The sequence below is a fragment of the Ruegeria sp. CDSB029 genome (genome assembly GCF_059611125.1).
In genome coordinates this window covers 56,601-74,922 of the sequence record NZ_JBXWOX010000011.1, presented here as the reverse complement: position 1 = coordinate 74,922, position 18,322 = coordinate 56,601, and the positions used below count along the sequence as shown (strand labels likewise).

General features: G+C 52.7%; 19 protein-coding genes. 8 read left to right on the top strand and 11 right to left on the bottom strand.

What is annotated here, in order from left to right; translation table 11 throughout:
• Positions 1 to 689: 689 nt before the first annotated feature.
• A complete protein-coding gene (locus AC2FI8_RS14460) occupies positions 690 to 878 on the top strand; it encodes a hypothetical protein (RefSeq protein WP_496779761.1) in 189 nt (62 codons plus the stop codon).
• 257 nt (positions 879 to 1,135) lie between these two features.
• Here the strand turns inward: AC2FI8_RS14460 and AC2FI8_RS14455 are convergent, their stop codons facing one another.
• Positions 1,136 to 2,305 (bottom strand): hypothetical protein, encoded by a 1,170-nt coding sequence (locus tag AC2FI8_RS14455; RefSeq protein WP_496742162.1) that lies wholly within the window; start codon positions 2,303 to 2,305, stop codon positions 1,136 to 1,138.
• Positions 2,306 to 2,503: 198 nt separating this feature from the next.
• Here AC2FI8_RS14455 and AC2FI8_RS14450 point away from each other — a divergent pair, with 198 nt between their 5' ends.
• Genes AC2FI8_RS14450 through AC2FI8_RS14440 form a run of 3 tightly spaced genes read left to right on the top strand, consistent with a single transcriptional unit; the run spans position 2,504 to position 5,234 of the window.
• Positions 2,504 to 3,190, top strand: a complete 687-nt coding sequence (locus tag AC2FI8_RS14450) for a PepSY domain-containing protein (RefSeq protein ID WP_496725617.1) — start codon at positions 2,504 to 2,506, stop codon at positions 3,188 to 3,190.
• A 44-nt stretch (positions 3,191 to 3,234) separates the two neighbouring features.
• Complete coding sequence (locus AC2FI8_RS14445; protein WP_496725618.1) at positions 3,235 to 3,894, top strand: response regulator transcription factor; 660 nt, start codon at positions 3,235 to 3,237, stop codon at positions 3,892 to 3,894.
• On the top strand, positions 3,894 to 5,234 hold the full coding sequence (locus AC2FI8_RS14440; RefSeq protein WP_496779759.1) for a sensor histidine kinase: 1,341 nt from the start codon (positions 3,894 to 3,896) through the stop codon (positions 5,232 to 5,234). The genes AC2FI8_RS14445 and AC2FI8_RS14440 overlap by 1 nt, the downstream gene beginning before the upstream one ends.
• 678 nt (positions 5,235 to 5,912) lie before the next feature.
• Here the strand turns inward: AC2FI8_RS14440 and AC2FI8_RS14435 are convergent.
• Both AC2FI8_RS14435 and AC2FI8_RS14430 read right to left on the bottom strand, forming a co-directional pair.
• Positions 5,913 to 6,110 (bottom strand): YgaP family membrane protein, encoded by a 198-nt coding sequence (locus AC2FI8_RS14435; protein WP_496779757.1) that lies wholly within the window; start codon positions 6,108 to 6,110, stop codon positions 5,913 to 5,915.
• A gap of 884 nt (positions 6,111 to 6,994) precedes the next feature.
• The gene (locus AC2FI8_RS14430) at positions 6,995 to 7,840 is read right to left on the bottom strand and encodes a LysR family transcriptional regulator (protein WP_496742006.1); all 846 of its coding nucleotides are present in this window, start codon (positions 7,838 to 7,840) and stop codon (positions 6,995 to 6,997) included.
• 86 nt (positions 7,841 to 7,926) lie between these two features.
• Here AC2FI8_RS14430 and AC2FI8_RS14425 point away from each other — a divergent pair, with 86 nt between their 5' ends.
• From AC2FI8_RS14425 to curA, 4 genes are all read left to right on the top strand, one after another.
• Complete coding sequence (locus tag AC2FI8_RS14425) at positions 7,927 to 8,394, top strand: c-type cytochrome (RefSeq protein ID WP_496779755.1); 468 nt, start codon at positions 7,927 to 7,929, stop codon at positions 8,392 to 8,394.
• Positions 8,395 to 8,407: 13 nt separating this feature from the next.
• On the top strand, positions 8,408 to 9,316 hold the full coding sequence (locus AC2FI8_RS14420) for a c-type cytochrome (protein WP_496779753.1): 909 nt from the start codon (positions 8,408 to 8,410) through the stop codon (positions 9,314 to 9,316).
• A gap of 137 nt (positions 9,317 to 9,453) precedes the next feature.
• Positions 9,454 to 9,897: a cation efflux transmembrane domain-containing protein gene (locus AC2FI8_RS14415; RefSeq protein WP_496779750.1), complete on the top strand. Its 444-nt coding sequence runs from the start codon at positions 9,454 to 9,456 to the stop codon at positions 9,895 to 9,897.
• A 202-nt stretch (positions 9,898 to 10,099) separates the two neighbouring features.
• Positions 10,100 to 11,134 (top strand): NADPH-dependent curcumin/dihydrocurcumin reductase, encoded by a 1,035-nt coding sequence (gene curA / locus AC2FI8_RS14410; protein ID WP_496779748.1) that lies wholly within the window; start codon positions 10,100 to 10,102, stop codon positions 11,132 to 11,134.
• 76 nt (positions 11,135 to 11,210) lie between these two features.
• On the opposite strand, the gene AC2FI8_RS14405 is transcribed toward curA, so the two are convergent.
• From AC2FI8_RS14405 to AC2FI8_RS14370, 8 genes are all read right to left on the bottom strand, one after another.
• Positions 11,211 to 11,968, bottom strand: a protein-coding gene (locus AC2FI8_RS14405; RefSeq protein WP_496779746.1) for an IS5 family transposase whose coding sequence is annotated in 2 segments (ribosomal slippage) — positions 11,211 to 11,647 and positions 11,647 to 11,968 — 759 coding nt in all. Because the reading frame shifts where the segments join, the coding sequence is not laid out codon by codon here.
• Between the two features lie 109 nt (positions 11,969 to 12,077).
• A complete protein-coding gene (locus AC2FI8_RS14400; RefSeq protein ID WP_496742016.1) occupies positions 12,078 to 13,088 on the bottom strand; it encodes a DUF2955 domain-containing protein in 1,011 nt (336 codons plus the stop codon).
• The gene (locus AC2FI8_RS14395; protein WP_496725629.1) at positions 13,078 to 14,142 is read right to left on the bottom strand and encodes an HlyD family secretion protein; all 1,065 of its coding nucleotides are present in this window, start codon (positions 14,140 to 14,142) and stop codon (positions 13,078 to 13,080) included. The genes AC2FI8_RS14400 and AC2FI8_RS14395 overlap by 11 nt, the downstream gene beginning before the upstream one ends.
• Positions 14,139 to 15,218, bottom strand: coding sequence for an AI-2E family transporter (locus AC2FI8_RS14390; RefSeq protein ID WP_496760878.1), 1,080 nt, complete (start codon positions 15,216 to 15,218; stop codon positions 14,139 to 14,141). Before AC2FI8_RS14390 ends, AC2FI8_RS14395 begins: the two co-directional genes overlap by 4 nt.
• A 176-nt stretch (positions 15,219 to 15,394) precedes the next feature.
• Complete coding sequence (locus AC2FI8_RS14385; protein WP_234416729.1) at positions 15,395 to 15,664, bottom strand: potassium channel family protein; 270 nt, start codon at positions 15,662 to 15,664, stop codon at positions 15,395 to 15,397.
• Positions 15,665 to 16,714: 1,050 nt separating this feature from the next.
• Positions 16,715 to 17,902 carry an NnrS family protein gene (locus tag AC2FI8_RS14380; protein ID WP_496779744.1) on the bottom strand — a complete coding sequence of 396 codons (1,188 nt, stop codon included), beginning with the start codon at positions 17,900 to 17,902 and terminating at the stop codon, positions 16,715 to 16,717.
• A 9-nt stretch (positions 17,903 to 17,911) separates the two neighbouring features.
• Complete coding sequence (locus tag AC2FI8_RS14375) at positions 17,912 to 18,085, bottom strand: NnrT protein (RefSeq protein ID WP_496725632.1); 174 nt, start codon at positions 18,083 to 18,085, stop codon at positions 17,912 to 17,914.
• 62 nt (positions 18,086 to 18,147) lie between these two features.
• A complete protein-coding gene (locus tag AC2FI8_RS14370) occupies positions 18,148 to 18,321 on the bottom strand; it encodes a protein NnrT (RefSeq protein WP_496779742.1) in 174 nt (57 codons plus the stop codon).
• Position 18,322 lies beyond the last annotated feature (1 nt).

Sequence of the window (18,322 nt, the reverse complement as noted above, 5' to 3'; positions counted from 1 at the left end):
TTATCAGGTTCAACACTTCATAAGTTTCACGGTTTATTTCGTAAACGTAGTTTCCGGCTCGCACGTAATATCCATTGCGCCGTAATCCCCACCGGCTAGGATTATCGACTCGGGCATACCCATCATAAATGTAGTCCCGACGACGGTATTTTTTGGCCTGTCTTGGCGGTACGAACGGGACCGCTTTTTTCGCCAAGCCTGGTGGACAAAGTCCGGATTTGGATTTCACTTGGATTGGCGGGTAGCGCCAACTCCACTAGCTTGCCCTGTGTTATGGCTCCACAAACTGGGATTTGCGTTGGCTGGTGACGCACCTTGTGCGGTCAGTGCCAGCGCCAAAACTCCAATAATTTTTTTCCTAACGAGCACCTTCTCTATCTTAACAGCCTAGATATGAGTTTGAATGGGTCATGGCGAGTTCATCAGCGAAGAGTCGCTTTCCTGTACGATAAATTGCTTACGACCTGAGACCATGTGCTGAGATTGTGATCGCATGATCCAACCAAAGTGCCAGGTTAGGGTGCTCTTCGTCCACCTCGTCGCCCGCTTAATCCTTTGTCTTTATTTCGCGAACAACATTAACCGAACGTGAACAATGTGTTCTCAAAGTGTTCAATCAAACTGAGGCATAGTGCTCATGTTGGATCGAACGAGTTGTAAACCGTTTGATCGCTGACAAGGGGAAACGCATGATTAAGTCTGCCTTTGTGACTGAAGAGTCCAGCCCAACAACTGTGATGCAAACCTCCGGCAAAGTTGCCGTGGAACGTTTGTCAACCACAACAAGGTCGAGCAGTGGTCGCTTCCCTCCTATAGAAAATGCACTGACAGAAATCGTTAAAAACAAGCGGCTTTTTAAGGCACATAACAACGTCTGAAGACAGTTCAGCAGACTCTCAAACAATTCCCGATATTCGTCCTAAATATTGGAATTGATAACTAAATCCTGCTCCGGTTTGGGGCGGGGTTTCTTTTTGTGCGCCCTAGGGAAATTGACGCAACCTTTGGCGAACTCAATGAACTTCGGGCCAGCCGCTTCTCACTCTTGGGAAACATTTGGCTGGCCCGGCGCTGAGTGCTTCCGTGAGTGGTCAGCACTTCGAGTTGATTGACGAGAAGAGGCTGGGATCTTTCGTTACAGACCCAACAACGCTTTCACCTCTTCTTCAACTGCGTCGGTGACGGGTTTGTTGGCTGCGGCTTCCAGCGCTTCTCGCTCAGCCAATTCTTGTTCATCAACCAGATCAACGAGTTCTTGCACTTCTTCGGTTGCTTCTTCGTATTCAACAGCAGCTTGTCGTTCGTCGTTCAGGTCCTGTGCTTCTTCGACCGAACTGTCTAAATCCGCACGTGCTTCTTCGAGCTGTTCTTCGATTTCAGGATCCGTTCCACCGGCGTCTTCGAGCGCCTGTTCAAGGTCTTCGACCCTCTCTTGATTCTCTTGAACGTCGACCAGAGCTGTGCGCAAGTCTTCTTCTATCTCGGGAATAGTCCGCTCTGGAGGTTCCAATCCGGCGAGTTCTTCCAATTGTTCCGCAAGCTCCTCGCGCAGCGGCTCTCCGGCTAGAACGGTGTCTCGGTAATTGGCAATTCGACCGACACGGGAATTGGGTGCAGCGTTTTCTAATGCAGTTGCGTTGGCATTGGCTGCGTTAAGCGCTCCTAATTCGGACGGGTGAGCGCCGAGAAGCGCCGCCATACTGTTCCCTTTGGTTCGCACGGCCGGGCGGATGGACTCTTCGACAATCACGGTTGTTGATGATTTCGAATATGTCCTTGGCTTTTGCTTACCGCTATGAGTGGTCGTGTTTTTCTTTGAAGTGTTAAACGTTCTAGTCTTACCTTTTCCGCTGAAGATATCCTTCAATGTAAAACGACCGCTATTCCCAGAAGCAGAGCGCGAGGATTTTGACTTCGAGTTTCCAAAAATGGACTTCCCAGCACTTCGCCCACTCCGGCCTTTGTCGGCATCTTTCTTTCCGCCTTTGTTACCGGCAGAACTGTGGTCGCTACGGTCTCCTTTATCTGAGTTCCCTTTGCCGCTGCTATTACCTTTTCCGCCGCCGTTTCCTCCAGCGTTTCCATTATCGGCGCCCTTGCCGTTTCCGCCAGCGTCACCTTTTCCGCCGCCGTTTCCTCCACCTTTACCGTTTCCTCCACCTTTACCGTTTCCTCCGCCATTGCCTTTACCTTCCTTAGCAAAGGCTACATCCGGCGCGGCGATGGTGGCCACGATGGCAGTTGATCCCAGCAACGCGATTGCCAAGGTTGATGCTTTTAACAGTCCAAAATTGGTGGTTTTCATAACAGCCTCCTCAGTGGAAATCAGCGGACGTTAATTCTTTAAATCGGCTCTCTGTGTTCCAAAGTCTCGATTCACGTACGAATCTTCAAAGTTCGTTTCCATTTAACTTGAGGGTAATTGAACGCAGGGCTAACTGCTTGTTCATCATCGGTTCATGTCGAAAGACGTAGCCTCTAGCCGCGAAATACGAGGACGTTCATGCGTGCGAAGGTGATCTTGATTGTTGCAAGTTTGCTGGTTGCTTTGCCCATTGGGGAAGCGGCTGCCCAGACGCGCGAGCTCATGCAAGGTGAACTGCGCAAGGCGACCTTGACCGGCGGCACCATCCGTTTGAAACGGGTTATCAAAGGCGTCGAGAAAGCCTTTGGTGGCACCCCCGTTGATGCGCGCGCGTTTCAGGCTGATCAAATTTACTATCGCATTCTTGTCAAAAAGCCCGATGGAAAAATTGTCAGTGTAATTGTGAATGCCCAGACCGGAACGGTCGTTTCCAATCGATCCAGTGTTGGTCGACAAATATCGAAAGCAGCGCGTTCGACACCTGCTGACGTCAGCAACAGTCGCAATACTTCTACGAGCCGTGGAAACAATGGCAACGGAGGTGGCAACGCTGGTGGCAACGGGAATGCTGGAGGCAATGGCAACGGTGGCGACAACGGCAATGCTGGAGGCAACGGCGGCGGCAATGGCAATGCTGGAGGCAACGGCGGCGGCAATGGCAACGCCGGTGGCAATGGCAACGGTGGCGGCAACGGTAACGGCGGCGGCAATGGCAACGGTGGCGGCAACGGTAACGGCGGCGGCAATGGGAACGGCGGTGGTAACGCAGGTGGCAATGGCAACGGCGGTGGGAATTCTGGCGGGAACGGCAAAGGCGATCGTTAAAAATAGTGCTTAAACTAATGCCGTTGCGACTGTAGCTTTTGAATATGAGAGTACTTCTGGCTGAAGATGAACCGCAGCTATGCGAGCAGGTTAAAAAACTTCTAATTGCGGAAGGCCGTGTTGTAGATGTGGCCAACAATGGTACAGACGCCCTGCACCTGGGTGCGACAGAACCTTACGACATAATCATCCTCGACATCGGGTTGCCAGAACGCGACGGTATTTCTGTCTTGCGTGAATGGCGTAGTGCAGGCGTTAAGACGCCTGTTTTGATCCTGACGGCTCGCGACGGGTGGAGCGAGCGCGTGGATGGCCTGGATGCCGGCGCTGATGACTACATGACCAAGCCGTTCCACATGCCCGAGTTGGCAGCACGTGTGCGTGCAATCCTGCGCAGACAAAGCGGTCAGTTGAACCCTGTGATCGAAATGGGGGATGTCTCGCTCGACACACGAAACGGGCGCGTCAGTGTTGGTGGAATTCCTGTGGTTCTGACCGCGCAAGAGATCGCCGTTCTTACCTACCTTGCTCACAACATGGGACGCATGGTTTCGCGCACCGAGTTGTCAGAACACATTTACGAATACGACGGCGATCGGGATTCCAACACCATTGCTGTTTTCATAACCCGGCTGCGTAAAAAACTAGGCTCTGAACTTATTACGACTGTCAGAGGGCGCGGCTATATGATCGATACCGCCTGATGTTGTCGCTTCGCCAACGCGCGTTGCTTGGCGGCCTCGCGACTGGCGCCCTTTCTGTGGGTGTCGGAACGCTCGTTGTGTTTTCCTACATCAATACCCGCGTCCTGGAACAGTTTGATGAGACGCTGCGCGACAGGCACACGCAACTTATTGTCGGCCTGAGCGCAACCACAGACGACCCTGAGGCTCTGCGTGATCTCATGTTCGACCCGGCCTACGGAACGCCGTACTCCGGCAGGTATTGGCAAGTGACGGATGGCAGCGGAGCCATATTTACGTCCGCATCGCTCTTTGACGAAACAATTTCCGAACCTGCTGACCTGAGGGAAGAGGCGGTCGTCTGGAACACCGCTGGCCCGGATAATGAGGCCGTGCGAAGTGTGTTTCAGAAGATCACGTTCGAAGACGGAACCGAATGGGGCGTGACAGTCGCCGAAAGCAGAGGAGAGCTGATCAGCGAACGCCGGGCCGCGCAGGACAACTTGCTGCCGGTTTTTGGATTGGTTGGCTTGATCGGAGTTGCTGGTTCATTGATGTTGATGTCTGCAATTGTCGGTCCCCTCAGGAAGCTACGCGCAGATGTGGCGCATCGCTGGGACAAGGGAGACGATCTTAAGCCGGAGGGCTATCCGGAAGAGGTTTCGCCACTTGTCGAGGACCTCAATCAATTGCTGCACAGAAACCGCGAGATTATTTCTGGGTCTCGACGGCAAGCGGCTGATTTGGCGCATGCGCTTAAAACCCCGACTGCGATCCTCCGAAACGAACTGGCAGCTTTGTCGGACAACGGAGCAGATACCGAACCTGCCGACGACGCGTTGAACAGGATCGATGCTCAGCTCAAGCGCTCCCTTGCACGCATGCGTGCGTCAAACACCGCTGAACTTACATACTCTCGAACTGATCTTACTCATTCGGTTAATAGGCTATCCAGATTGTTCTCGGTCACGGCAGAGCGTGAAGGAAAATCTTTAACGACAGAATGCGAGAGCGGACTTCAGGTCCGAATGGACGCTCAAGACATCGAAGAAGTGATTGGAAACCTCCTCGACAACGCTCTGAAATGGTGTCGGACAAGAATTCACATAGCTGCCAAACGTGTTGCGGGCGGTATTGAGATTTGCATTGAGGATGACGGACCTGGAATTCCAGAAGATGCACGTGAAGGGGTACTGCATTCCGGAGGGCGGCTGGACACTTCTGTTCGAGGAACCGGTTTAGGTTTGGCCATAACAGTTGACTTGCTGAACGCTTACGGCTGCAAGCTAACACTGGGTACATCCTCTAGCCTCGGCGGCTTGGCTTGCCGGATTCTAATTTCAGGAAAGACACAAACATAAAAAGCCGAGACCAGTCCCTAGCTTCGGGCAATCGAAGTACAACTCATTTGAGAAGAATGGGAATTCGAACGACTTCGACACTTCTCGTACGGGGAATAGTGTGCGTGTTGGCCGCGACCGCGGAATTTTAGCGAGATGTAGGATAACGGGCGCGTGTCACAGGGCGAACTTTGCAAAGCCCGGTTACTGCGCTTCACTGTTATTCGAACAGCATGCACCATCTTGTCGGTTTTTGACTCATTGCGGCCTTGCGCCAACGCAGCAAAGTTGTGAGGCCTTCCGGTCTTTTTCAGAGGCAGTGTACGCAAACAAGACGATGTTTCATCATTGGTCTCTATGTGAGATGAGGGATTGAAAACACGTATTCTCGAGTGTCTGCACGTTTTTGCGTTTCAGAGGCGCACGCAGACCACCTTGGGTTGAAACGTTTCGCCAATCCAAACCGCGCACCTCGCTGAAAGCGGTTATATGTGAAGCGAGCTCTGGTTGAGTAGTGGCCATTTTGTGGGACCAGTACAAAAGGCAGCCTCGCGGAACGAAGCGGACCTACGAGGTTTGCAAGATTCTGAGATCGCCCTCGGTCCATTTGGCACTGCCGACGCCAAGTTGAACTGGGCTTAAACTTGAGAATCTATGAGGGCGTGACGTCGCCCCCAATACCGAGATATGCAGCTTCCATTAGTTCGTTTTCGCGCTGCACGTCTTGATCCTTAGCGCGGAGTAGATCGGGCAAACGCCAACAAGACCTGTGATGAGCGGGATGATGCCAATAAGCCCCCACATCGTCTGAGAGCCGACAAAGATCAAAGACAGCAGCACAAGGCCGAGAATGATACGCAGTGCGCGATCAAGTGTTCCTTCATTTCTGGACATCATTAAATCCTCCTTGGTTGATTGATGCCCAATTCTAACCTTTTGCGTCGCCGACAGACGGTGACAGAGTCACCGCTAACCTGCGGCAACATGTTCCAGTTCCTTGCGATCAAGTATGGCGATGCCGTCTTCATGCTGCTTTACCCAGCCTTTCTTCGCGAACTCCGCCAATCTGCGAGACACTTAGGTGCGGCCTGAGGCTGTTTCGCTTGTGAGTTCGAAGTGGGTTGCCTTCGCCCTGCTGCCTGAAGACGCAATCCTTATCAAGGCCTTGGCGAGCCGCGCATCGAAGTTCGTAAGCGCCACATCTTCAGTCAACTGCTGGTGTTCCGAAAACCGCGAGGAAACGGACAACATAATCATAACTCGGAACTCAGCGTCCTCTGCGAGCTTCTTTCGAAACTCGTGAGCTAGCACGATTTGCCCGGTCAAGTCGGTCTCTGCAACACCTTCGGCACCGTAGGCCTCGTCCCTTATCAGGCATGACAAAATCTGGAGGCATACGTCGGCCGACGTGACACGATATAGGACCACTTCGCGTCCGCTCGAGCCTGTAAGCGTTACACGACTTGATCCCTCTGACAGAATGATGAAGCTTGGACATGCTTGACCTGGTTGAAAGACTGTTGCGCCACATGGCGCGGCAAAACTGCGGAGGACACTCATTCTCGCAAATATCCCAAATTCCCGAAGATTAGAAACTCGTGAATTGATCAATTCAAGCCGGATCGCCTTAGATTCTTCTCGTGTGCAGTCTGGGCTCAGTTTTGCCGTTCTCCGCAGCAATCATAATTGATTGGAGCAGCCCAATGCGAACGTTTCCGACTGGACATTGCAAACTTGGAAAGTCAAAAATGTAAGAACTCGAAAGTCTCAGTTGCATAAAATCACTTAGCTAGCGCTTCCGATATGCGTTCGACTAGTGCCTTCTGAACTACAGCAAACCTTGGGGTTTGCGAGATTTCTTCTAACGTTGCGACCCACAGCGGAACCTCGAACTTAGGATTCACGTCCTTCGACCGCTTAAGGCGGGTATCCACGTCGCCAAAAAATGACGGCAGAAAGGTTTTACCGGCTCCCGAGGCCGCCATCTGCTGCAGCACCAGAAAACTGTCTGCTCCATTGGTCATTTCGTCGGCGCTTACATTCTGCGCCAGCCATTTGGCAGGAAGTGAACGACTCAACGCTCCGTCTAGCCTCATCCACTTGCGATTGGGGCTACCATCGTCATAGACACCGAAGGACAGCGTTCCTGCACGCTCTCCGATTAGCCCTTCCCCGAGCTTTATCGAAGGGCGCACAGCAATGTCTGCTGTCAGTCGGGAAAGATCATGGTGGCTGTTCTGGCTTAGCAGAGTCAGGTTCAAACCTGGGTAAAGGAGTGAGATTTCGTTGAGTATTCTTGGGAGAACAATCTGACAAAGACTATCAGTCGATGTAATGCGCACGTGACCCATTGGCGAGCGATTTGCTCCGACAACCGCCCGCTCCACCGAAAGCACCGCTTCTTCAACGCTTTCCATGGCTGAAAAGATCGCACTGGCTTCGGGGAGAACGGAATATCCTGACGAACTTTTCTGAAAAACCACGCAACCATTGCGCTCTTCGAATGCGGCCACCCTGCGCAAGACTGTGGCGTGCGTGACGCCCATCGCCGCCGCCGCCGCGTTCAACGAACCGTATTTGCTTACGGCTAGTGCGTACCGAATGTCATCCCAGTTTTCATTGTTCATAAATTAACAAGTGACGACCAATAACAAACAATTACAAGAAAATTCGTTCAAGCTAACATTCGGAGCATTGAACAGGGAGACACATCATGATGAAGAAGTTCTCAATCTTCGCGGCAGGTCTTTTGTCATTGGTCGCCATTGGCACAGCCATCGCCCACGAAAGTGAAAACCCGGCTGTGAAAGCTCGAACCTCAATCATGCAACTCTATGCCTTCAATCTTGGTACACTTGGCGGCATGGCCAAAGGCGAAGTGGACTATGATGCCGAAGTCGCAACACGGGCTGCAAACAACCTTGTTGTGCTAACGCAGATCGACCAATCCGCGATGTGGCCCCAGGGATCTGACAATGTGTCCGATCCGTCCACCCGAGCGCTGTCGGCAATCTGGGAAAACTTCCCTGACGTTGGTGCGAAAGGGCAGGCCATGGCAGATGCCGCTATTGCGATGCAGGCTGCGGCTGGCCAAGATGTTGATGCCCTGAAAGCGGCCATGGGCGATCTGGGTGGAACCTGTTCGGCGTGTCACAAAGCTTACAGAGCACCGAAAGACTAATCGGCAGATAGCTGTGAAGCGGATTTTCCTATTTACCGCTTTCGTTGCACTTTTGGTTGGGTTGGCCGGTTTGGTTCTGACCCGACCACAAAGAGTGGAGCCGTCTCAACTCGACGGTTTGAACCCAGATCACGCCAGAGGTGAAATCGTGTTCTACGCGGCAGGATGCGCATCCTGTCATGCAGCGCCTGATGCAGTTGGCGAGGACAAGCTCATGCTCTCCGGTGGTCGCCGGTTTGAGACGGATTTCGGCACGTTCACTGCCCCCAACATTTCCAGTGACCCAGAAGTCGGCATTGGGTCCTGGTCTGCGCTGGATCTGGCCAACGCCTTGATCCAGGGGACCGGACCCGAAGGGCAGCACTATTTTCCAGCGTTTCCCTATACATCTTACGCCAACATGTCAGCACACGACGTCGTTTCGCTTCACGCATTCCTCGGCACTCTGCCAGCAGCCACAACTGCAAGCGTTCCGCATGAGGTAGGTTTTCCTTTCAATGTTCGTCGTGGATTGGGGGGATGGAAACTGTTGTTCATGACGCCAGGCTGGGTAGTCGAAAGTGATTTGACCGACCAACAAAGACATGGCAGGTATTTAGTCGAGGCGCTGGGTCATTGCGCTGAATGCCATACCCCGCGAAATGGTCTAGGTGGTTTAAAACGAGACCTTTGGCTGACGGGCGCTCCAAATCCAAACGGGAAAGGTCGTATCCCCGGCCTTACTTCAGACCAGCTTGATTGGTCCGAGGCTGACATTGCCGAGTACCTCAAATCTGGCTTCACGCCGGATTATGACAGTGCTGGTGGTGAAATGGTGGAGGTCATCGAGAACACGTCTCGCCTTACAGATGAGGACCGTTTGGCGATTGCCGCGTATCTCAAAGCTGTTCCTGTTTCGTCGACGGGGCTTCCATCAGAGTAACGTCGTTGGCGCCATGCAGGTGGACCAGATGCTGTCGTCGGTCGCTGTTAGGAAGCCGCAGGGCATATTCCCTTTTCACCAAACACCTGTTTTACGTGCTGAACACCGGAGTTCACCAGTCACCCGAGTTTCTGTTCATGATTGACAAAGGGTCGTGGCCAAATGACACAAAAAATCGCTCTTTGGTCCATTCCAATTTCCATTGTGGTACCGGCCCTGTAACTGCTGACCTGGTAGCTGACGGGCTCTGTGGCGTTGTTGTCAGACGCAATGGAATCAACTGTAAATGTCGTTGCAGCGCTGCTGGCGTATTTTGTAGTTCGGATTTCCAATATACCCCTGACGAAAAACACCTCTTTGGTCACAAAAAGGCCGAGTATCTTTCCGCCGTCGCCGAGGGCGTACTGATTGTGCTGGCGGCATTCTTAATCATCAGAGAAGCTGTGCTGGCACTCCCAAACCCGCATCTTGAGGATGCGCCACTTCTTGGAATCGTTGTCAATGTCATCGCAACTGGTGTGAATGGCGCATGGGCTTACCCACTGTTCGGAAATTGTGCGTTTCCTTGCAAGCCATGGTGAGAAAATTTTACAATTGAACTTGAGCAACCACGCATGTGTTGCTGCCCTTCCGTCCATTGGCGTAAGGAAGTTGATGAGCTCGTGCTCAAGGGAAACTGAACGTTCTGGCGATCCAGCGCCGGGAACCTGAAACTGATACGTACTCTTCGCAAAGAATACCTCCGCTTCCCTCAAACCGACACGTATAAGGAAAGAGCACTAAATGACCCAGACCACTGATACTAATCGCCGGATCGTATTGAATGAGCGTCCCAGTGGCGAGCCCGACGCTAGTACGCTCCGTTTGGAAACCGCAGATATCCCTACGCCGGGCGCAGGTGAAATGCTTGTCCGCACACATTACCTGTCGCTCGACCCCTACATGCGTGGGCGGATGAACGACGCTAAATCCTATGCCGAACCCGTAGCAATAGGAGAAGTGATGACGGGACAGGTTGTAGGGGAAGTCATTGCTGCAAATCTCGATGGTTTCGAAGTTGGCGACTTTGTCCTCTCAAACAGTGGGTGGCAAGATTATGCAATCTCCGATGGTCACGAGGTCATCAACATGGGTAAATCTCCCCGAAACCCGTCTTGGGCTCTTGGGATACTTGGGATGCCTGGCTATACTGCCTATGCAGGGTTATTGCAGATAGGCGAACCAAAACCCGGCGAAACCGTTGTTGTTGCCGCAGCCTCCGGCCCTGTTGGAGCTACCGTGGGTCAGATTGCCAAACTCAAGGGTTGCCGAGTTGTCGGGATTGCTGGTGGGGCCGAAAAGTGTGCCCATGTGGTCGAAAACCTCGGTTTCAACGCCTGTATTGATCATAAGACCGCCGATTTTGCCGACCAGCTGCGCGCAGCATGCCCCGATGGGATCGATGTCTACTTCGAGAATGTTGGTGGCAAGGTGCTTTATGCTGTTTTACCCTTGCTCAACCCCTTTGCCCGTATGCCAATCTGCGGCGTGATTTCGTGGTACAATTTGACGGATCTACCCAAGGGTCCCGATATGGGACCAGCAATAATGGGCACCTTGCTGAGGCAGAAGGTGAAAGCACAGGGTTTCATCATTTTCGACAGCTTTCCAATATCGCTTTACCAAGAGTTCACACGCGATATGACAAGTTGGATTCAGGATGGTGCGGTTAAGTACCGCGAGCACATGGTGGATGGGTTGGAGGCTGCACCAGAAGCCCTGAACCAGCTACTTCGCGGGGAGAATTTTGGCAAAATGGTTGTGAATGTTGGTGCCTGAAGAGGCCAAGGAAAGTTCTAACGAACAAGTGCCAATCGATTTTTTGGTTGGCACTAATAGTACTTAGGGTCAGGACTCATAGCCAATAGAAGACGGTAGCCGCCAGTGCGATGGCTGAGAGGAAGACGTTTGGGCACCTGTCGTATCGGGTTGCCACTCGCCGCCAATCTTTCAGCCTTCCGAACATGATCTCGATCCGATTGCGACGTTTGTAGCGGCGCTTGTCGTACTTCACCGCTTTCTTCCGCTGCTTCCGGCCTGGGATGCACGAGCGTATACCTTTGTCTTTCAACGCTTCCCGGAACCAATCAGCATCATATCCGCGATCCCCAAGCAGCCATTCGACATCTGGCAGGCTGCTCAACAATGCCCGTGCGTCGATATAATCGCTGACCTGCCCAGCCGTCACAAACAAGTTGAGTGGGCGTCCCTTGCTGTCGCAGATAGCGTGCAGCTTCGTGTTCATGCCGCCCTTGGTCCGACCGATCAGGCGTCCACGCCCCCCTTTTTGACGCCCAAACTGGTCGCTGTGCGGTGCGCCTTCAGGTAGGTCGCATCTATCATCACGGTCTTATCTTCGCCGTGCTCAGCGGCCAATCCGGCCATCATCCGGGCGAAGATGCCCTTGCCGCTCCAACGTTTCCAGCAGTTGTAGAGCGTCTTGTGCGGGCCGAATTCCTTCGGCGCATCGCGCCAGCGCAAGCCATTGCGATTAATGAAGACTATCCCGGTCAACACCCGCCGGTCATCGACGCGGGGTTTGCCGTGAGACTTTGGGAAGAAGGGCTCAAGACGCGCCATCTGGGCGTCGGTCAACCAAAACAGATCAGACATGTTCGCCGCTCGTTTTTCGAACCGTGAAGCACGCAACCCCGCAGAAATCAATGGGTCCTGACACTAGAAATTCTATTTCTTTCAGAACCATGCCACATCGCAACTAACTTCATTGAGCCGCTTGGCGCTCTTTCTCCGGCCAAAATTCATCCACAACAACATATGCGATGATTACAAAAAAAGCGGCGCTGGCAACTTGCAATACGCGAGTGATGCTCTTGACGTCAGCCTCGTCTGAAAATGGTGCAACCGAACCGCCATATACAATCAGAGCTGTCGTAATAGCGGAACCGGCGGCGGCGGCGAGCGGGACTTTTGACTTTCCAAGTGCTCCGAGTGTTAGGCAAAAGAAAAAACACAGCAAAATGGGGGTGAGAATAACCGGAGCTATTACGTTTATCTCATAACAAATGATGGATACTGCCGCCCCAAGAAGGTTTGCCGTCAGCATAGCTTTTGCAACTGTTTTGCCTGCAGCGGGCATTGCCGCGAGTTGCTGGCTCAGCAGGGCGACAAAAAACAAAACTAGTAATGCAGATGCGCCGGAAACAAAAAACGCCAAGGCAAACGGCACTGTTACAAGCGACATCCTGACTATTCGGCGATATGGGTCGAAGTTCGGCGACGATGCGGCCTTCTTCTGGGCCGCTGATTGAGGTTCGGCGGGGATCAGCACGAACATTAGCGTCGATACGAAGCCCGCAAACAGCAGATTCAAAGGTATCCAATACACAAGCACCAAGGCCAGATCCTGGGATTGCAGAACCAAGTTTGGGATCATCAATGCTCCCATGAGAGCGATGACACCTGGTAAAACTCCGGCGCCAGAAACTGACCACATGAAAGACAGGATTATTCCAATGGCCACCAGAATGAGAAAAACAAGAGGATATGGTGAGAAGATTGACGACACCAGGAACGAAATGAACATCAATCCAATCGAAAAAACAAACAGCTTAGCAAATGCTGCCAGAGGCAATGCGGCGGGCGCCTGCAAAAACAGTGCGGCGAACACCGCCCCAACGACGGCGAGTGGCCAGCCAAGAAACAAGCCCAAGGAAAAGACGCCGGTAACACCCACTGCAAGCCGGGCGACAGAGCGTTGGTCCTCAATACGCATAGGACAGTATTGAAACCACGCGGATGTAGGTGCGGCCTACCAGGTTCAGCAATGAGTTGTCACTTAGATACATGATCACATCGGCCTGCCCGTTCAACTGAAAGCGAAGATCATCTTCGGCACTTCCAGCTTCATAGCCCGGCAATACGATCCTGACTGGGAACCTTTCCGGCTCCCGCAAGAAACCTTTGGTACTGGGCGGACTCGCCAGTTGCCCGGGCACATCGCCGCCACTTAGGGAAACGGCCGCGCTAAAGCTCTCAATGACGCCAGGAACAATCTGACCGGGATGCATATCCAAAACCACATCAACCGGAGACCCTACCGAAGCTCTTCCTAGGTTGTTCTCGGTAAAATACGCCTCGATCCAGACGTCAGTCGCGTCCAGAAATGTCAACAGATCCTGACCGGATCGCGCATACGTTCCAGGGGCTATCAACAGATTAGAGATCACGCCTGTCGCCGGAGCACGCAGTTCAGTCCATTCCAGGTTCAGTTCCGCATCCGCCAAGGCCGCCAACGCGCGCTGGATTTTCGGGTTTTCAATCCCATCGTCACCAAGCCTCTGTTTTGCTTTTTCCAGATCCGCTTTTGCGTTCTCATAGTTTGCCTCGGACTCTGCCAGTTGCCCTCGCGCATCATCGGCCTTAGTGACGGCGATCAACCCTTTCTTTTCAAGCGCAAATACGCGTTCTGTCTGAATGCGCATTGTATCCAGATCGCTTTGCGCCCTTGCGAGTTTGGCCTGTGCCGCTCTTACCTCTGCCGAAGATGCACCCACCTCTTGAGTGGCTGCCTCGAGATCAGCTTCCGCCTTGTCGCGCTGAATCTCGTAGGGTCGCGCGTCGATCCGGACAAGGACATCTCCGGCCGAGACAACCTCACCGTTTTCGACCAAAACTTCAGTCACAGTGCCAGTCACCTGCGGGACGATCTGAGTCGCCACGGCTTTTACTCTGGCGTTCCCGGTAAATGGTGTTTTCCGATCAGCGACCAGGTACCAGACAAGGAAAATCAGAATGACAGCCAGGGTTGTCCATATTGTCTTCCTCATTTCGCCGCACCTTCAGCAGTGCCCTCGGCTTCGGGCGAGGTATCAATCCAAACTTTGAATAGCTCATAGAAAACAGCGAAGAGAACCGGCCCCATAAAGACGCCGATCAAACCGTACGCCATCATACCTCCGAGAACACCGATGAGGATGACCAACATGGGAGTCTCAAGGCCTTTTGAAATGAATACGGGTCTCAGAAAACTGTCCATTATCATGACGGGAACGGCCAATATGGTGAAGATCAACGCAGTTCCGCCGGACATGGAACTCCATGCGTAGATAATTACCGGTATTAGAACCAATCCGGGCCCGATTTGGATAATCGAGAGTATCAGGCAGATAAATGCCAGAGTGGCGGCCGAAGAAATCCCAAACAAAGCCAACAGTATCCAAACGAAGACCGCCTGAATGGCTGCTACGCCAATCACGCCTTTTGTCACGTTCCGGATCGTTGCGCCTGCCAGTGTTACGAATTCACCGCCGCGTGGTGCGAAGACACGGTTGGCAAAGCGCTGAAGACCCTGGACCAAACTTGGCCCGGGGCTGAACAAAGCCCCCATAATCAGTACGGAAAGAGCTAAACCAAGCAGCCCGATTCCGATGCCCAGCACCTTTCCGAAGAGCGATTTGGTGATCTCAAGGATTTGCGTGCCGTATTTTGCAAGCGCGCCGTCAAGATTGCGCTCAAACATCCCCCAGACATCGGCTATTTTGTCTCCCACCAAGGGCAACTCCTTGAGACCCTCTGGCGCAGGTGGGACTTTCAAGTCACCTTTGTCTGCTTGTTCCGCGAATTCAGACCCAAGTTCTGCGGCACCAGACACCGCGGTAGCGACTGGCCCGAGGGTCAGAACAAGGCCCAGCAAAACCAAGATCGTCGTGGCAAGTTTTTTCCGCCCTCCCAGCTTGGACTGAAGCCAATCAAATGCCGGATATAGCGCCACACAGAGGATCGTTGCCCAGATAACCACGCTCGCAAGCGGGGCCACCATGACCAGGGCGCTGTAGAGGAATAGTCCGAGAAAGAGCAATCGTATTGCCAGATCGACAATCTTTGCGTCCTGTGTCTTTTCCATTCCATCCCTCCCTGTGTTTTTCGAATGTTACACTCAAAAAACATAATATGTACATTTTTTTGAATTTTAGTGATCATCTATCAGCTTGAAGACACAAATGAATCCGAGCCACGGCTTGAGGTGCCCAGTCAAACCAATGCCTGGGCATGAACTCGACTTGGCCGAATTGGGATAATCTACTTGTCCGCTTTTTTGTCGTCCTGGGACAAGATTGTATCCGCCACTGTGGTCGCCGCGGTCACGAAGACACCGAGGCCCACGACGATGTAAATCATTGTGAAGATCTTCCCTGCCGCGGTTTCGGGTGAGAAGTCACCAAACCCCACGGTCGAAATGGTCACGACAGAAAAGTAGATTGAGTCGAGCCAACTCCAACCTTCGACAAAGTGGTAAAAGACCGAGGCCCATAAAATCATTCCAACTGTGAAGGCAAGAATGCCTTTCACTCTACCGTCTTTGAGAGCGACGCCTATCCCACGTGTTATTCTGGTTAGTGAATTCATCATGTCCTCATTCTTTGATGAATTCACACATAGCAGTAATTAGATAAATATGGAAAACCGGAGGCACTTGGCTGCCTGCCGCTTGAAGCTTACGTCGTGCCGCCTTGGTCAAAGCTCATGCAGCGCATCCGCTTTAGCTAGGGTCCTGACCCTACACCGCACGACTCATGATCTCCGTGGTGTGCATAGCGTTCATTTCGAAGTGAGATTATTTCATCATGTGCATGCTTATGTTCCTCTGGGACGTTTTTTCTAACGTACTTTGTCACTCCGGTAGTGGATGAAAACAGCCGTCCATACGAAATCACAAAGGCGGCGGTCATTGCCTCAATTTCCATTAACGATGGAAGTGAAACTGTAGTTCTGTCGACTTCCACCTTATTCAGATCAAGCCAGTCGAGATAGAACTTAAGTTGATGCACTGTCATGATATTGGTTGTTGTCATTCTGAGTCGGTTGATGTCCCGTTTATTCTCATTAATGACGTCGGCTGCGTCTTCTTGGGTGAAGCTCCTTGTTACGTCTCCGTTAGTATGGTCAAAATATACCCTACGTTCACACCACTGAAACCAAAGTCTGCATTGGGCTCACTGCCGATGTTCTCTGTGGTGAGCTTGAATATGTCCTTTGAGCCCTTACTTGACCTTGGACAACACCTAAAGTCTCGCTCGTGCAGCAAGTCGCGAACCGCACATTCCAGACGTTCAGAACGAGGCGGCAAATAGCAGGTGAGCAGACAAAGAGGTCCTTCGCTATGGTGGATTAAACGACCGCTATTGATGCGGTCTTTCAAAACGGGGAAAATTTTTCCATTTTCAACGATCAAAGACCGCTTCCCAAACATGTTTGCGGAAATATTTGGTTGCAACTAATCGTTTCACGTCCTCGCCTTTCTTCCATTTTCCAGAGCCAGGGCCGGCGTGCGGACTTTGACTCGATAGTTCCGGATGGTTTGGAGCGCTATAGTTTCGGTCGCACGGCAGTTTCCAAGCGTTAGCCTGTTTTTGTGGAGCGGACCAAAAAAGGAGCGTAGCACAAAACAAACCCACCAAAAGACAGAAGCCAGAAGATGCCTGAAAGATCGGTTAGGCTCGGTACTTTATCAGCGAATAGCCGCGCGGCAACTGCCACCAAAAGCGCAAAATAGATTGTAACCGTCATACGGTCTGCGCGCAGTGGACGGCCGGTGTGGCCCAAAGTGGCTCTGGTCATGACGGCAAGTGTCATCCCGCCGATAGCGCCAACCATCCAAAGATGTTGTGCTGCAGCAAGCCCGGAGCTGCCCGATAATATGGCCGCTCCCAGCGCAAATGCACCCAATGGAATGAAAGCGTAACAGACATGCAGCATCCAAAGCAGCGGTTCTGGTGCGGTCTGATGACCTTGCCAACGCAATAGACGTACCAGATGGAGGAAACTCAGCAAAAGAAGCAGCACAGCGGAGACTTTCAGGACCGGCTGAACCGTCCACAGCATTAGGATTGCCATCGTCGCCACAAGCACGACTTTGTCAAATGACTGCATCGGAGGCACCGGGAGTTTATTGTGCTGCCGCTGGACCAACCAGTTGCGCGTGAACGAAGGGATGATCCGACCGCCAATTACTGCAACCATCATCAATGCAGTGGCGAGCCCCATACGTAACCCAATGCCTTGGGCTGCAAAGCCGCCGCGTGCGTTCTCGATGTGGAACAGCGCGTTTGCAATCGTGAACAGGGCCAGCAACCCCAGAACTAACAGATTGCGCCAGTTCCTTCCTGCCACGATCTCACGCAATATCAGCCCGCCAAGGATTATCGGAAATATCAGATCAATGGCGGCGGCCCATCCAAGCGGAAGGAATGCAGAGGTCAGAACCGCGACGCGTCCTGCACACCAGATCGCAAAAAGCGCTATCAGAGGCCAGCCCACCAGAGGCAATCGGCCCGTCCAGTTTGGCACTGCGGTGAGCAGAAATCCTGCGAGCACAGCACCAAGGTAGCCAAACAAAAAAGCGTGGGCGTGCCACGATACCGGATCAAACCGCGTAGGCAATGTCAGCACACCCGACAATATCAGGATCCAAAGCAGCATGGACAGCACAGCCCAGACCGAAGCGAACAGGAAGAACGGGCGAAATCCGTAACTGAACAGCGCCAGTCCACGCCAGGCGCGCATCTGTTGCATTGATGAGTTTGCCACAGCTAATCCCTAGCCCTCTGTTCTGCCATCGGCGATATCCATCAGGTGCCGTATGTGACTGGCAAAATACCATGTCGCAGGTCCACCAATTACACAGCCCAACGCGATGGACCATCCGGTCGACAGAACCGGTCCGCCTATCCAGCTGAATATCAGAGACAAGAAGAAAACGTTAACTGCCATGGCGCCTGCCCCTAACGGGTACAGAACCAGGGTAATACGGGTAACTGTCCAACTCTCCTGGGTCATCGGCGCGACACAAGCCAATGCACAACCCCCAGCGCGGCGACCAACGTGACGCTGCCAACTGCGAACCAGAACTCGGCGGTGGCGGATTGGGCCTGCGGGATCGGGCGGTCAAAACTTTCGGCCCAAACCGGGGATGCGAGAAGGGTCAGGAAAAAGGGAAGGACACGCATG